Origin of the sequence: Lascolabacillus massiliensis, from assembly GCF_001282625.1 — a bacterium.
Lineage (GTDB): Bacteria > Bacteroidota > Bacteroidia > Bacteroidales > Dysgonomonadaceae > Proteiniphilum > Proteiniphilum massiliensis.
In genome coordinates this window covers 339,842-355,967 of the sequence record NZ_CTEJ01000001.1, presented here as the reverse complement: position 1 = coordinate 355,967, position 16,126 = coordinate 339,842, and the positions used below count along the sequence as shown (strand labels likewise).

Annotated in this window: 8 protein-coding genes; 6 read left to right on the top strand and 2 right to left on the bottom strand. The window is 38.0% G+C overall.

Going from position 1 to position 16,126, the window contains the following annotated elements; all coding sequences use genetic code 11:
* Positions 1-37: 37 nt before the first annotated feature.
* The 3 genes from BN1354_RS01460 (at position 38) to BN1354_RS01450 (ending at position 7,581) form a co-directional block, all read left to right on the top strand.
* Positions 38-1,906, top strand: a complete 1,869-nt coding sequence (locus BN1354_RS01460; RefSeq protein WP_053826017.1) for a glycoside hydrolase family 127 protein — start codon at positions 38-40, stop codon at positions 1,904-1,906.
* Between the two features lies 1 nt (position 1,907).
* A complete protein-coding gene (locus BN1354_RS01455; protein WP_053826016.1) occupies positions 1,908-4,706 on the top strand; it encodes a family 78 glycoside hydrolase catalytic domain in 2,799 nt (932 codons plus the stop codon).
* 133 nt (positions 4,707-4,839) lie between these two features.
* On the top strand, positions 4,840-7,581 hold the full coding sequence (locus BN1354_RS01450) for an alpha-L-rhamnosidase (RefSeq protein ID WP_053826015.1): 2,742 nt from the start codon (positions 4,840-4,842) through the stop codon (positions 7,579-7,581).
* A 3-nt stretch (positions 7,582-7,584) separates the two neighbouring features.
* Here the strand turns inward: BN1354_RS01450 and ilvD are convergent, their stop codons facing one another.
* Together ilvD and BN1354_RS01440 are read right to left on the bottom strand one after the other, a co-directional pair.
* The gene (ilvD, locus tag BN1354_RS01445; protein ID WP_154904806.1) at positions 7,585-9,267 is read right to left on the bottom strand and encodes a dihydroxy-acid dehydratase; all 1,683 of its coding nucleotides are present in this window, start codon (positions 9,265-9,267) and stop codon (positions 7,585-7,587) included.
* A gap of 102 nt (positions 9,268-9,369) precedes the next feature.
* A complete protein-coding gene (locus BN1354_RS01440; RefSeq protein WP_045090036.1) occupies positions 9,370-10,068 on the bottom strand; it encodes an SGNH/GDSL hydrolase family protein in 699 nt (232 codons plus the stop codon).
* A 199-nt stretch (positions 10,069-10,267) separates the two neighbouring features.
* Between BN1354_RS01440 and BN1354_RS01435 the strand changes: the two genes are divergently transcribed.
* From BN1354_RS01435 to BN1354_RS01425, 3 genes are read left to right on the top strand one after another with little or no spacing between them, the layout of a single operon-like run.
* Complete coding sequence (locus BN1354_RS01435) at positions 10,268-11,383, top strand: efflux RND transporter periplasmic adaptor subunit (RefSeq protein ID WP_045090037.1); 1,116 nt, start codon at positions 10,268-10,270, stop codon at positions 11,381-11,383.
* A 4-nt stretch (positions 11,384-11,387) separates the two neighbouring features.
* The gene (locus BN1354_RS01430; protein WP_053826013.1) at positions 11,388-14,471 is read left to right on the top strand and encodes an efflux RND transporter permease subunit; all 3,084 of its coding nucleotides are present in this window, start codon (positions 11,388-11,390) and stop codon (positions 14,469-14,471) included.
* 17 nt (positions 14,472-14,488) lie between these two features.
* A complete protein-coding gene (locus BN1354_RS01425) occupies positions 14,489-15,850 on the top strand; it encodes a TolC family protein (RefSeq protein ID WP_082331512.1) in 1,362 nt (453 codons plus the stop codon).
* Positions 15,851-16,126 lie beyond the last annotated feature (276 nt).

Genomic DNA, 16,126 nt, shown 5'->3' with positions numbered 1-16,126 from the left:
ATTAACATAAAAAACAAAGACTTAATAATCTCAAGTCATGAAAATAAAAACAGTTATTATAATTACAACATTGGCATTAACTTTTAGTGCAAGTAATGCTCAGGATAAATTATCCGTGTCATTTGATGTTATATTAAATGGTTTTGTAGGAGATAAAATGAAAGCTTCTTATGAAAATCGTATACTTGCACAGGATGCAGAGAGACTGATTGAGCCATTCACTGTAAGAGATGAACATAGTTGCTGGCAAGGTGAATTTTGGGGTAAGTGGTTCACTTCAGCTGTATTGGCATATAGATATATCCCTACTCCTGAATTGGCTGATAAATTAAAACAGGCTGCATATGGGTTGATGGAAACCCAAACTAATGATGGTTACATTGGTAATTATGCACCTGAAAGTAGATTAAAAGCATGGGATATTTGGGGAAGAAAGTATTGTATGCTGGGTCTGATAGCCTATTACGATATTACAAATGATGAAAAGGCTCTAGAATCAGCAGCGAAAGAAGCTAACTTTCTTATTAAGGAACTCAATGATAAAAACTCAAAGATTGTGTTGATGGGCAACCACCGTGGAATGGCTGCATCATCAGTGTTAGAACCAATTTGTCAACTTTATGTACGAACCGGCAATAAAAAGTACCTTCAATTTGCGGAAGAGATCGTAAGTCAATGGGAAACAGATGAGGGTCCACAATTAATTTCCAAAGCCGACATACCTGTATCACAGCGTTTCCCCAAACCTGTTGACAACTGGTATGGATGGGAACAAGGGCAAAAAGCGTATGAAATGATGTCATGTTATGAAGGTTTGCTTGAATTATTTAGGATAACCGGAAAAGAAGAATATAAAGAAGCCGTTGAGAAAACATGGCAGAGTATTATTGATAGTGAAATTAATATCGCAGGATCAGGCTCTGCAATGGAAGCATGGTTCTCTGGAAGAGAAAAACAGACAATACCCATTGCTCATTACCAGGAGACTTGCGTTACGGCAACGTGGATAAAATTTAACCAACAGTTGTTACGACTTACCGGTGAAGCCAAGTATGCTGATGAAATTGAAAGGACATTCTATAATGCACTCCTGGGTGCAATGAAGCCTGATGGTTCAGATTGGGCAAAATACACTCCACTGTCGGGTCAGCGTCTTGAAGGTTCCGAGCAGTGTGGTATGGGACTAAATTGCTGTAATGCCAGCGGTCCCAGAGGTCTGTTCACAATCCCACAAACTGCAGTAATGCAATCAGAGGATGGAGCTTATATTAATTTTTATATTGATGGAACTTATCATCTCATAAGTCCAGAGAATCAGGAGTTTGCAATTGTACAAAATACAAACTATCCTGTTTCGGGAAAGATTGATCTGAATCTGGTTTTAGAGAAAGATGAAAATATGGAAATAGCCTTAAGAGTACCTTTTTGGAGCACAAACTATAAAATCCTTATTAATGGAAACACTGAATATGAGGCAAAAAATGTACTACCAGGCAATTACACTAAATTGAAGCGTAAATGGAAAAATAATGATAAGATTAGCATAGAATTTGAGATGCAAGGAAAAATACATCGATCTGGCAATACACATGAATACGTTGCAATAACCCGAGGTCCCATAGTTCTCTGTAGAGATGAGAGAATTGGCAAACCTGCTCTAGAGGCCATTCTAACACCCATTATAAATGAAAAAGGAATTATAGATCTGGTTAAAGAAGAATCTTCAGATCCTGAAGTATACATGATATTTTCAGCACAATTTATTCCGGAATCTTATACAGAACAGGGTTCACAACCTATAAAAGTAAACTTATGCGATTATGCATCAGCAGGCAATAGTTCATACAGTTTCCCATTCTTTAAGGTATGGTTGCCTCAATTATATAACCCAAGAAATCAAGATTGAAATGAAAACAAGCAAAACTCTAATTTATCTGGCATTTATTTCATTTTCATTACTTTTTATGTACTCATGCTCAAAAAGTAGTAGAAGCAGTGTAATGCCAATCAGTCTTACAGTAGAATATCTTACAAATCCATTAGGCCTAGATATAGAAAAACCTCGAATGAGCTGGACATTAGAGCCAACCAAAGAGTCAGATTTTGGTCAAAGTCAAACAGCATATCGCATACTTGTGAGTATGTCAGAAAGCAGGCTAAAAGATAACGTAGGTGATATTTGGGACTCCGGTTGGGTCGAATCAGACAAAATGCAGTTGATAGAATATAATGGAATTCCTTTAGAATCTGACAAAGTATATTTCTGGAAAGTAGCAGTTAAAGATGAAAAGGGAGTAGAGTCAAAATATAGTAAAATATCAAAATGGAGTACTGGTCTGTTTTCACAGGATGAATGGACTGCAAAATGGATTGGTACAGGTGAATCTTACAACCCTTCTGAAGGTCCCAATAAAATGTATGACCCATGGTTCAGAAAAAAATTCACTCTAACTGAGAAGCCATATAAAGCAACACTTTTTGTAGCATCCATCGGTTTCCATGAAGTTTATGTCAATGGGAAAAAAATTGATGATCATGTTCTCCCCCCGGCAGTAACTGATCATACAAAACGAGCGCGTTATATTGCATACGAAATTGCACCAGTACTCATTAAAGGTGAAAATGTAATTGCTCTATGGTTAGGTACTGGATGGTCAATTTTTGCACCTTATGCAACAGATGATAAGCCTCGTGCACCTATAGCGATTGCGCAAACAGATATATACAATGAAAAAGGAGAAGTAATCGAACGTATTATTACAGATGAAAGTTGGAGAACACATCCTAGTCCAAATAAACTTATTGGTAACTGGGGATTTGGCGTAGGTGGCTATGGTGGTGAAATTTGGGATGCTAATCAGGAAATTGAGAACTGGAATTCAGTAGATTTCAACGACGAAGATTGGAAAAGTTCAACCATTTTAAATCCATCTTTGAAACTTTCAGCACAGCAAGTAGAGCCAAACAGGTTAATTGATGAAATTCAGCCTGTTGACATTGAACATAGATCAGATGACTCATATCGTGTAGATATGGGAGTGAATTTTGCCGGATGGACCGATATTCATGTAAAAGGTAACCCAGGTGATACTATTCATTTTCTATTTTCTGAAAGAGAAGATCAGGATATGACTTTCGCACTCCATAGTGCATATGTATTGGATAATTCAGGAGAGGGAACATTCCACAATCACTTTAACTACATGTCAGGTCGCTGGATTACAATCAAAGGATTAACCACACCACCAGTTAAAGATAATATCAAGGGTTGGCTGGTACGCACTGATTATGATGATGCAACATATTTTGAGTGTTCAGATTCACTACAAAACTGGATATATAACAGAGTAAAATGGACTTTCGAAAATCTTTCGTTAGGAGGTTTTGTTGTTGATTGTCCTCAACGTGAGAGGTTTGGTTACGGAGGTGATGCTCATGCAACTTCAGAAACAGGACTACTCAACTACAAACTTGGAGCATTTTATACTAAATGGCTTGAAGACTGGAGAGATGTTCAGGGAACAGAACCAATGGTAGGTAATATGAATGATCCGGAGTGGGCTCGAAAACAGGAAGGAAGCGGCAGAATATTAGGAGGTGGTATTATGCCTCAGACAGCACCTACATATCATGGAGGAGGTGGTCCCGCCTGGGGTGGAATAGTTATTACACTCCCATGGTTTATGTATCAATACCATGGTGATATAAGAGCACTGGAAGAAAACTATGAGATGATAAAAGGTTGGCTTACTTTTCTGGATAGTCACGTAGAAAACAATCTACTTAATAGATATGGAGGCAGATGGGACTTCCTTGGTGACTGGCTATGGCCTGGTGCTAATGCTGCCGGTATGAATAATTATTCAGATGAGAACCTTTTTTTTAACAATTGCTATTGGGTGTATAATCTTAAAACAGCAGCTCAGATAGCCAGGATAATTGGGAGAGAAACAGATGCAGAAATCTGGTCTGAAAAAGCAAAACTGGCAAGTGAAGCTATCCACAATAAATATTATATTGAAGAGGAAAAAAACTATTCAGATATGTCGATGAGAAGTCTGACCGCCGCTTTATATGGTGATATTATGCCAGAAGAACTCCGACTAGAAATAATGAAAAGTCTCGAGAATGAGATTCTTATAAATCAGAACGGTCATATCGATGTAGGTATAACAGGTGGAGCAATGCTGTTTAAGGTACTTCGTGAAGAGGGCCGTGATGATCTTATTTACTCAATGACATCTCAAACTACATATCCAGGCTGGGGATTTATGAAAGAAAACGGCGCTACAACTATATGGGAAAGCTGGGAAAAAGATTTAGGAGGCCACTCACTGCTTCATAGTTCTTACTTATACCCTGGTGCCTGGTACATAGATGGAGTTTCCGGAATCAGACAAGATAAGGATTTTCCCGGTTACAGGAAATTTATCATTAAGGTGCCAAAACTTACTGAATCTCAATTATCATGGGCTAGAGCTGAATTTGATTCTCCATCAGGTCTGATTAAATCACATTGGGAACGACAAGGTTCAAATCTTACACTTAACATTACTGTGCCTCCTAACTGCAGTGCTACAGTATGGTTCCCACAGGAAAATAGTGAAACTATCACAGAGAACTCTGGTCATGCAATTCATATTGGAAATCAGGAAGGATATCAACTATATGAAGTGTCAGCAGGCAATTATAGATTCTCGAACTGACTATTTCTCTAATATTTTAAAAAGCAATATATAAAATATAAAGATATAGATTTCTCATAGTATTTGTACTAATTTTTGATAGTTGAAAGCAGAATAGAATCATAAAATAAAAATAAAACATAAAATTTATAAGATGAAAAACAGGAAAATTTTATCAGCACACTTAATTGGACTAATAGTCAGTCTTTTATTTCTAAGTGGATGTGATAATCAAAAAGTAAAACTTACATCACTTAAAGTTGAGATGCAGGAAAATCCAATTGGAATTGGAACTCCCAATCCCAGATTTTCTTGGCAAATAACTTCCGTAAAACCTGATTTACAACAAAAATCCTATCAGATACAGGTTGCACTTTCTGAGGAAAATTTAAAAAACGAAGAAAACCTAATCTGGGATTCAGGAATTATTGAAGATGATAAATCAGTATTAATACCATTTAAGGGAGAAGAGTTAAAGTCTGGTTTAAAATATTACTGGCGTTTAAGAGTATCCACTAACCAGGGTGATACAGACTGGAGTAAGATAAACACCTGGTCAATGGCATTATTAAATGAATCCGACTGGAAAGCAAAATGGATAGGAGAAGACAGTATGTCTAACCCAGGTGAAACTGATAAGGGAAATACACGTCTTGCTGCACGATACCTTAGAAAGCCCTTCACATTAAAAAATAACATTGAAAGAGCTGTACTTTATATTTCAGGACAAGGAGTATATGAAGCTTACATAAATGGAGAAAAAATATCAGAAGATGTACTTTCACCAACTGTTTCATGGTATCCTGATAGAGTCTATTATAACGTATATGATGTAACCCCACTTTTAAAACGTAATGATAACATTTTAGGTGTGATCTTAGGCAATGGAAGATATTTCGGTATGAGAGAGGGATGGAATCAGTTATTTGGACTACCACGTCTTTTAGCTCAGCTGGAGGTTGAATATTCCGACGGATCCACTGATACCATAATATCTGATGAAACATGGAGAGTTACATCCAAGGGTCCGATTGTAGCAAATAATGAATTTGATGGAGAAGAATATGATGCTCGCCTGGAGATCGTAAACTGGAACCTTGCGAACTTTAATGATTCTGGATGGAAAAATGCAGATATTATGGAAGCACCTGGCGGTATAATAACAGCTCAGCCAAATCCTAATATAAGGGTACAGGACGAACTCACTCCAATAAAAATAACAGAGTTGGGTGAAGGAAAACTTATCCTCGACATGGGTCAAAATATGGTAGGATGGCTGAAAATTAATTCTTTAACAGGAAAGAAAGATCAGCCAATAAAATTCAGATTTGCAGAAACTCTTAAAGATGATGGTAATCTATATATTGATAACCTCAGAGGAGCAAAAGCAACTGATATTTATATTCCTGCAGAAGACGGTAACTTCAGCTGGGAACCAAAGTTTGTATACCATGGTTTCAGGTTTGTAGAGATATCAGGGCTTGATTATCAGCCAGAATTAACTGATTTCACGGGCAAAGTTGTCTATGATATGATGGAAACTACTGGAAAATTTGAAACTAACAATGAAGTTATCAATCAGGTATTCAAGAATGCATATTGGGGTATAAGGGGAAATTACAGAGGTATGCCAACAGATTGTCCACAGCGCGACGAACGTGTTGGATGGCTTGGTGATAGAACAACCGGCAGTTTTGGTGAGGCTTTTATTTTTGATAATGCCCTGCTTTACAGTAAATGGCTTCAAGATATAGAGGATTCACAGAGTCCGGAGGGAAGTATATCTGTAGTATCACCTAAATACTGGACTATATATCATGACGATGTTACCTGGCCAGCAGCATATTTTTATAGCGCTAAAATGTTATGGAAGCAGTTTGGTGATACGGAACCCATCTTCAAACATTATAATTCTATGAAGCGATACCTTGAAAGAATACAGGAGGTATCTATGAAAGATTATATAATAACGAAAGATGCATACGGTGATTGGTGTATGCCTCCCGAGTCACAGGAGCTTATCCATTCGAAGGATCCAACCAGAAGAACAGCCGGTCCTGTTTTAAGCACAACTGTCTATTACAGTCTCCTGAACATCATGTCTGAATTTGCTGAACTAACCGGAAACAGTCAGGACATACCAGGATACAAAGAGTTGGCTACACAGATTAAGACGGCATATAACAATACCTATTTTAAAGCAGATTCAGCAATGTATGATAATAATACTGTCACTGCCAATATGCTTTCTTTAAGACTAGGACTGGTTCCGGAAGGGAAAGAGATTGATGTATTCAAAAATGTAGTAGAAAAGACAGTAGTAGATTTTGATGGACATGTTAGTACAGGGGTACTTGGTATTCAACACTTAATGCGTGGGTTAACTGAATATGGAAATATCGATCTAGCTTATAAAATTGCAACCAACCGTACTTACCCAAGCTGGGGCTATATGATAGATAACGGGGCAACTACAATATGGGAACTTTGGAATGGAAATACAGCCGATCCGGCTATGAATTCAGCTAACCACGTTATGTTGCTGGGTGATCTGATAATATGGTATTACGAAGATCTTGCAGGCATAAAGAACCATCCGGAAAGTGTGGCATTTAAAAAGCTACTTATGGAACCAAAATTTCCGGAAGGACTTACCCATGTAGATGCATCTTACAATTCAGTTTATGGTGAAATAACAAGCAAATGGAGTAAGGAAAATGGTAGGTTCACATGGAACATAACAATACCGGGCAACACATCTGCAATTGTTAAATTGCCAAAGGAGATGAATGTTATTGCACCTGATCATGATGGTGTTAGAAATGTATCTGACAGCGATCAGGGAATTGATATTGAATTGGGTTCAGGATCTTATACGATAACTGGAACTATCTAAATTTCAATTTTCATCAGTTACACAACCATGCGAGGCATCCTTAACCAGTTTTGCAAACTTATAAAGGATGCCTCTGCTTACTTTTAGTTCAGGCTTTTTCCATAGAGAACGCCTGCGGGCTATTTCTTCATCCGAAACTTTAAGAGTGATTCTATTATGAATTACATCAATCTCGATTAAATCGTCATCTTCAACCAAACCTATCAATCCACCCTCAAAAGATTCAGGAGTAATATGACCAACAACAAAACCATGGGTACCACCACTGAATCGACCATCTGTAATCAGTGCAACAGATTTACCCAATCCGGCTCCAATTATTGCAGAAGTTGGCTTCAACATTTCAGGCATACCGGGAGCACCTTTGGGTCCCTCATTCTTTATAACCACAACATCACCAGCTTTTACCCTGCCATTGGAGATTCCGGAAATTAAATCTTTTTCGCCATCAAATACTCGTGCAGGTCCTTCAAAACGTTCACCCTCTTTCCCACTAATTTTTGCAACACTACCCTTCTCAGCCAGATTACCATACAGAATCTGCAAATGACCTTGAGGTTTTAATGGTTTCTCAATAGAAAGAATAATATCCTGAGATTCAAAATCTATATCTCTTACATTTGCAAGATTTTCTGCAATTGTTTTTCCAGTTACCGTCATACAGTCACCATGAAGCATACCTTTAATAAGAAGATATTTCATAACCATTGGCACACCACCAATTTTGTGAAGGTCCTCCATAAGATATTTGCCACTAGGCTTGAAGTCAGCTATCAACGGCACCTTATCACTAAACCTCTGAAAATCATCAATTGTCAGCTTCACATCCACGCTTCTTGCCATGGCTAACAGATGAAGAACAGCATTTGTGCTTCCTCCTAAAGCTATTACAATTGTTATTGCATTCTCAAATGCCTTGCGAGTCATGATATCTCTTGGCTTTATATCATTTTCAAGTAACAGACGTATATATTTACCTGCTTCCAGGCACTCCTGCCTCTTCTCTTTGCTGATTGCGGGGTTACTGCTGCTATATGGCAGACTCATACCCATTGCCTCAATTGCTGCTGCCATAGTGTTGGCTGTATACATACCACCACAAGCGCCAGGTCCCGGGCAGCTTCTTTTAACAATCTCTTTAAAATCATTTTCATCAAGCTTACCTGCAATCTTTTCGCCCAGTGCCTCAAATGCAGATACAATATTTAGGTCTTGTCCTTTATAATGCCCAGGAGCAATAGTACCTCCATAAACCATTATGGCAGGCCTGTTCAATCGTCCCATTGCTATAAGTGAACCCGGCATATTTTTGTCACAACCAGGAACAGCAATCAGGGCATCATAATACTGAGCACCGCAAACAGTTTCTATAGAATCCGCTATCACCTCTCTGCTAACCAGGGAGTAGCGCATTCCATCAGTTCCATTGCTCATACCATCACTTACACCAATAGTATGAAATATAAATCCTGCAAGCTTCTCTTTCCATACACCTTTTTTAATTTCTAAAGCTAAACTATTCAGATGCATGTTGCAGGGATTCCCATCGTATCCCATACTCACTATGCCCACCTGAGCTTTGGTGAGATCCCCTTCTGATAAACCTAAAGCATATAATTGTGCTTGAGCTGCCGGCTGTGTTGGGTCTTGTGTGATAGTTTTAGAATATCTGTTTAGTTCTTTCATATGACTTATTTCATTTGTGCAAGAGGTACTCATCGATAGTAAGATATACCGATTGCATACCTCTCTGTTTTTAATCTAAACAGATATAAAGGTCTTTTGTTTTTACTTAAACTCTTTCCACATGATCAATGCACGGGCAATTGCATTTTCAACAATAGGCTGCATTATTTCATAACCTTTTTTATTTGGATGAACACCGTCCCCGGATAACTCTTCGGGCAAACCGTTTCTTTCGTCAGCCATTGCAGAGAAATAGTCACAATAAACAGCACCTTTTTTAGAAGCATACTCCTTAATACGTCTGTTTAACTCAACAATTTTTGGAGCAGGCTCCAGACCCGGGCGCCATGGAAAATCATATGCAGGCAAAACTGAACATAGCACAACTTGTATGCCATGTGCCTGAGCAAGCTCTGTCATTGAATGAATGTTATCCTCAATCATTTCTAATGATGAGGGACCTGTGTTTCCGGCAATATCATTTACCCCTGCTAAAATAACAACTACCTTAGGCCATAAATTTAAAACATCCTGACGGAAACGGAGTAACATCTGTGGCGTTGTTTGCCCGCTGATACCTCTGTTTATATATTGTTTCTCTTCTGCAAAAAATTCCGGAACCTGATTAATCCAACCTTCAGTAATTGAATTGCCCATAAAAACCACTCTGCTATCACATGTACGTGCAGGACCAAGCTTTTCGTTCGCTTCTCTGAATCTGTTCAGATTTGCCCAATCCTGAGCTACACAAAAAAACATACCACAGGTGATAAAAAGCATAGTTAACATTATTTTTCTCATAAATCCTATTTTAATTTAATATGTAGATTGATTATATACTCGAATGTCAAAAATAGTTATTTTATTCCAATTTAAAATCTGTTTCATCGATATAAAATGATAGTATGTCGATTTTGAAACCTAAAAAAACTAAAAACCAATAGTACCATCTACGTTTATTTGTTCTAAAGTTGTAATTTTAGTGACTTTGCGCAAAATTATGAAGAAAAAAAATAAGATTATTGTAATTGCAACCATAGCAGTAATCATACTGAGTATGGCATTTTTTCCAACCATTAAAAGGTTGTTAGCTTCACAAAATGGAAGCAGTGTTAACGGAAATCAGTCGTCACCCGGAGGAGGTTCGGGATTTGCCAGATCAGAGTTAGTAGTAACGGCAACAATACTAAAACCACAGACACTGAATAATTTGTTTCGTATCAGGGGTGTATTATTGCCTGATGAGGAGGTAGATCTTACATTTGAGTCATCCGGTAAAATTACAGATATCTTCTTTGAAGAGGGAAGTTTCGTTCAGGAAGGAACACTTTTAGCCAAGGTTAATGATGCTCCTCTACAGGCAGAACTTAAAAAGCTTGAGTCACAATTACCTTTGGCTGAAGACAGACTATACCGTCAGCAAACACTTTTGGAAAAAGATGCAATCAGCCAGGAAACATATCAGTCTGTTGCTACTCAGCTTGAAACATTGAAAGCGGATATTGAGCTGGTGAAAGCTAGAATCAAACAGACAGAATTACGTGCACCTTTCAGTGGAGTGCTTGGTCTCCGACAAGTTAGCGAAGGAGCCTATGCATCCCCAAACGTTGTAGTATCAAATCTGACAAAAATATCACCCTTAAAAATTGAATTTTCACTTACTGAAAATTTTGTTAACCTCATAAGACCAGGGAGTGAAGTGGCTTTTACAGTAGATAACAGCCTTGAAGTTCACAACGCTACAGTATATGCAGTAGAGTCTCGTCTTGATGTAAACACATTAAGTCTATTTGCACGTGCAAGATATGACAACAGTGAAGGAAAAATAAAGCCTGGTCAATCTGCAAGTATCCAGATAAAACTGGATGAAATAAATGATGCTATCGTTATCCCAAGTATCTCAAGTATAAAAGAGATGGGGCGTGATATAGCATATGTTTACAGAAACGGTGTTGCTCAGGAGGTAGAGGTAATTACAGGAATGAGAACCGCTGCATCGGTAGAAATAGTAAGCGGACTCTCTGTTGGTGATACACTTCTTACTACCGGTGTTATGCAGCTAAGAAGTGGTATGCCTGTTAGAATTGATCAATTTATAGAAAACCACGCAAATTGAGAATATGAACCTATCCGAACTAAGTATAAGACGACCAGTTCTTGCCACTGTAATGGTACTGATAATCATCATATTTGGTATTATCGGCTATACAAGTTTGCCTGTTCGTGAATATCCTAATGTTGATAATCCCATAATAACAGTTCACGTCTCTTATCCGGGTGCTAATGCTGAAGTTATAGAAAATCAGATTACAGAACCATTAGAGCAAAATATTAATGGTATACCAGGAATCAGATCACTTACCAGCCGAAGCAGTCAGGGTAGCTCTCGTATAACTGTTGAGTTTGAATTAAGTGTTGATTTGGAAACAGCAGCCAATGATGTTAGAGACAAGGTTTCAATTGCACAGCGCTATCTTCCGCGTGACACCGATCCTCCTACTGTTTCCAAGGCGGATTCTGATTCTGACCCTATCATGCAGATAACGGTTCAGAGCCCTACCCGATCACTTCTTGAGCTTTCAGAAATTGCTGATCTTACAGTTAAAGAGCGTCTCCAAACGATTTCTAATGTTAGTGCAGTTGAAATATGGGGGGAGTACAGATATGCAATGCGATTATGGCTTGATCCTATAAGAATGGCATCCTATAATATTACACCTATGGATGTTAAAAATGCTCTTGACAGAGAAAATATTGAACTTCCTGCAGGTAGCATTGAAGGTGATCAGATTGAGCAATCGATCCGTACAATGGGGTTAATGTCGACACCTGAAGATTTTAATAATCTTATTCTAAAAGAGGATAATTTTCGTATAGTAAGATTTCGTGATGTTGGATTTGCTGAACTTGATGCGGCAGACCGACAAAATATTCTCCGCAGAAACGGAGTTCCTATGGTTAGTGCAGTTATTATCCCTCAACCAGGTGCAAATCATATTAATATCGCAGATGAGGTTAGAGTTCGCATGGAACAGATGCAGAAAGATCTTCCTGAAGATGTGATCCTTGATGTTGCTTTTGACAATACGAAATTTATCAGAGCATCAATTAGCGAAGTTCAAAATACAGTAATCATTGCTTTTCTTCTTGTTGTATTTATCATCTTCGTTTTCTTAAGAAACCTGAGGGTAACTCTTATTCCTGCTGTAGTTATCCCCATATCACTTATTGGTATTTTCTTTGTTATGTACCTTGCAGGTTTCTCAATCAATGTACTTTCTATGCTTGCCATAGTGCTTGCAGTGGGTCTTGTTGTTGATGATGCTATTGTTGTTACTGAGAATATCTTTCAAAAGGTTGAGAATGGACTGGATCCTATAGAGGCATCTATTGCTGGATCTAAAGAGATATTTTTTGCAGTTGTTTCAACTACCATTACACTTGTTGCTATATTCTTCCCTATTGTATTCCTCGAGGGAATGACTGGCCGTTTATTCCGAGAGTTTAGTATTGTAATATCAGGGGCAGTTATTATATCATCCTTTGTGGCACTTTCATTTGTTCCGATGCTATCATCAAAACTATTGAAGAAAGGTCAGAAAAGGAGTAAATTTTACAATCGAACAGAGGTGTTCTTTATAGGAATGAACAGCTTTTATAGTAAAGCTCTCAACTCATTCCTGAAAAGAAAATGGCTTGCATTACCCTTGATATTAGTTTCAGGAATATTTATTGCAATTTTATGGAGCACATTACCAGAAGAGATGGCACCGCTTGAAGACCGTTCACAGATCATGATACGAAGTAGCGCTCCTGAAGGTGCAACGTATGAATTTATAAGGGATTATACAGATAGAATTTCAGCAATAGCCGACTCAGTGGCTCCGGAAAGAGAGTCAAATATCACTATGACCCGTAGCACCTTTAGTATGGTACGTTTGGTTTTGCCTGATATGGACGAGAGAGAAAGGTCACAGATGGAAATTGCTAATGAAATTACCGAAGCTGTAAGGAATGAAAATGCAGCTCGAGCATTTGTTCAGCAGCAGTCGACCTTCGGAGGAAGACGTGCTGGAATGCCTATACAGTATATTCTTCAGGCCCCGAATATTGAAAAGCTTCAGGAATTTATTCCTCCTTTTCTGGAAAGAATGAATGCGAGTCCATACTTCCGAATGACCGACGTGGATCTTAAATTTACAAAACCTGAAACAAGAATTATTATTGACAGGGATAAAGCAGCTATGCTTGGTGTGAGTACACGTGATATTGGTCAAACCTTGCAATACGCACTTAGTGGTCAGCGTATGGGTTACTTCTATATGAATGGCAAGCAATACCAGATCCTGGGAGAAATCAATCGACAGCAACGAAATACACCTATTGACCTGAGAACTATCTATATTAAAAACAATGTGGGAGAAATGATTCAGATGGACAATCTGGTTAAACTGGAAGAGTCTGTAGCACCTCCCCAGTTATATAGATATAACAGGTTCAACTCGGCTACCATTACAGCTGGATTAGCTCCAGGATATGCTCTGGGAGAAGGGCTTGAAGAGATGGACAGGATAGCAGCTGAAGTACTTGACGACTCGTTCAGAACGGCTCTTGAGGGAGAATCAAGAAACTTTAAAGAGAGTTCATCAAGTTTATTGTTTGCATTTGGCCTTGCCATTTTATTGATTTTCCTTGTTATGGCAGCTCAGTTTGAAAGTTTCAAAGATCCTTTTGTGATAATGTTTACTGTTCCACTTGCACTTTTTGGTGCACTGTTATTTATGTGGATATTCGGGATAACTTTAAATATTTATAGTCAGATAGGGATAATTATGCTTATTGGGTTAGTTGCCAAAAATGGTATATTGATTGTAGAATTTGCAAATCAGCGTCAAAATGCCGGTTTAAATAAAAACCAAGCAATAGTAGAAGCATCAATTCAGCGCCTTAGACCAATACTTATGACTAGTATTTCAACAATTCTTGGATTGCTCCCTCTGGCACTGGCTAGCGGTGAAGGTGCAAACGGCCGAATAGCTATGGGTACTGCGGTTATAGGTGGACTATTAATCTCTACTATGTTAACCCTGTTTCTTATTCCTGCTATGTATATCTATCTTTCAACTGATAGAAAATCTGCAGAGGAGAAGAAAAATGGCAATTCAAAAGCTGTTTCTGAAAACGAACTAACTGAACTCAACTAAGATTTAATCATAGAATAATGATACTTTTTATAAAAGAAAAAAGGACCTGTTTTTTATTGTTATTTATAATTTTTTTCACTGCCTCTGCATATTCACAAACAGAAGAGCGCAGGGTAATTAGCAATGTTATTGATTTGCGGGAATGCCTTAGAATTGGACTTGAAAACAATTTCGACCTTCAGATAGCTCGAAATCAAGAGTTAGTTTCAGAAAATAATGTCACACTTGGGAATGCAGGATATCTGCCACAGGTGAGTGTCAGCTCAGGATATAATTTGCGCAGCAGCAACACAGATCAGATTCCGGCTGAAGGAGATGAGGTTGTAGAGAATCGAAACTCAAACACACAGACACTTGATGCAGGAATTAATCTTAACTGGTCGTTATTTGAAGGATTCAGAGTACAGACAAACTATAAGAGACTGAAAGAACTTCAGTCGGCCGGCGAACTGTACACCCGTCTTGAGATGGAAAATCTGATAGCAAATTTAACGGCAGAATATTATAATTATGTGCAACAACAAATACGATTGGGAAATCTGCAGTATGCAGTGTCGCTTTCGAAGGAAAGACTTCGGATTGTAGAAGCACGATATCAGGTAGGTTCACTTTCGAGACTCGATCTTCAACAGGCTAAAGTGGATTTTAATGCCGACAGCTCACAGTTGATTCAGCAATATGAAATCCTTAACAGATCTCGTATCAAGCTTAATGAACTTATGGGTGTGGATGTGGAGAGTGAGTTCATTGCTCAGGATACAACAATCATTTTTAACGAATCTCTGGCAAAAGATGAGTTGTTTGACAGAACAATGGCTCAGAATACTTTCTTACAGATTAGCGAAAGTAATCTTACATTAAGCGAACTTGAATTAAGAAACCTGAGAAGCAGAAACTACCCTTACCTCAGGTTGAATGCCGGATATGGATTCACACACTATAACTATAACAGTGGTAATCTTGAAAGACAACGAAACTGGGGTCCAAATGTTGGTTTAACTTTGGGATACACTCTGTTTGATGGTTTTAACAGAAAAAGAGAGCAAAAGAATCAGCAAATTATAATCAGGAACAGAGAGCTAGAAGTTGAAAGAGACAAGCTGGTTATTGAAAGCGATTTCGCGAACATGTGGATGGCTTATCAAAATAATATTGAACTTACTAATCTGGAGATAGAGAGTCTGGAAAATGCTACTATAAATTATGAGATTGCAATGGAGAGATATCGGATTGGTGATCTTTCGGGTCTTGAACTGCGTGAAGCTCAGAATAGTTTATTAGAAGCGGAGCAACGACTGCTTACTGCTCAGTACAACACTAAGCTTTATGAGATTTCTCTTATGCAGATAAGTGGAAGTATAACTACCTTTTTACAATAACTAACTCTCATAATATTCTTGCTTAGGTCTTAACTTGCTCTTATGACCCCCTTTTATAGGAGGTCAATATAATACTATTATGTAATTTTTCACAAATTGTTGATATACCTTTATTATATTGAGGTGGACAAGCCATACTTATCACCGAAAAAGTATACCATTTAGCGTCATTCCACACCAAATAGCGACAAACTATACCAATTCAACACCAAATCCGGACAAATCGACCGATTTTTTTTATATCCATTGCAAACTTGGATATTTGCCCCTACTTTA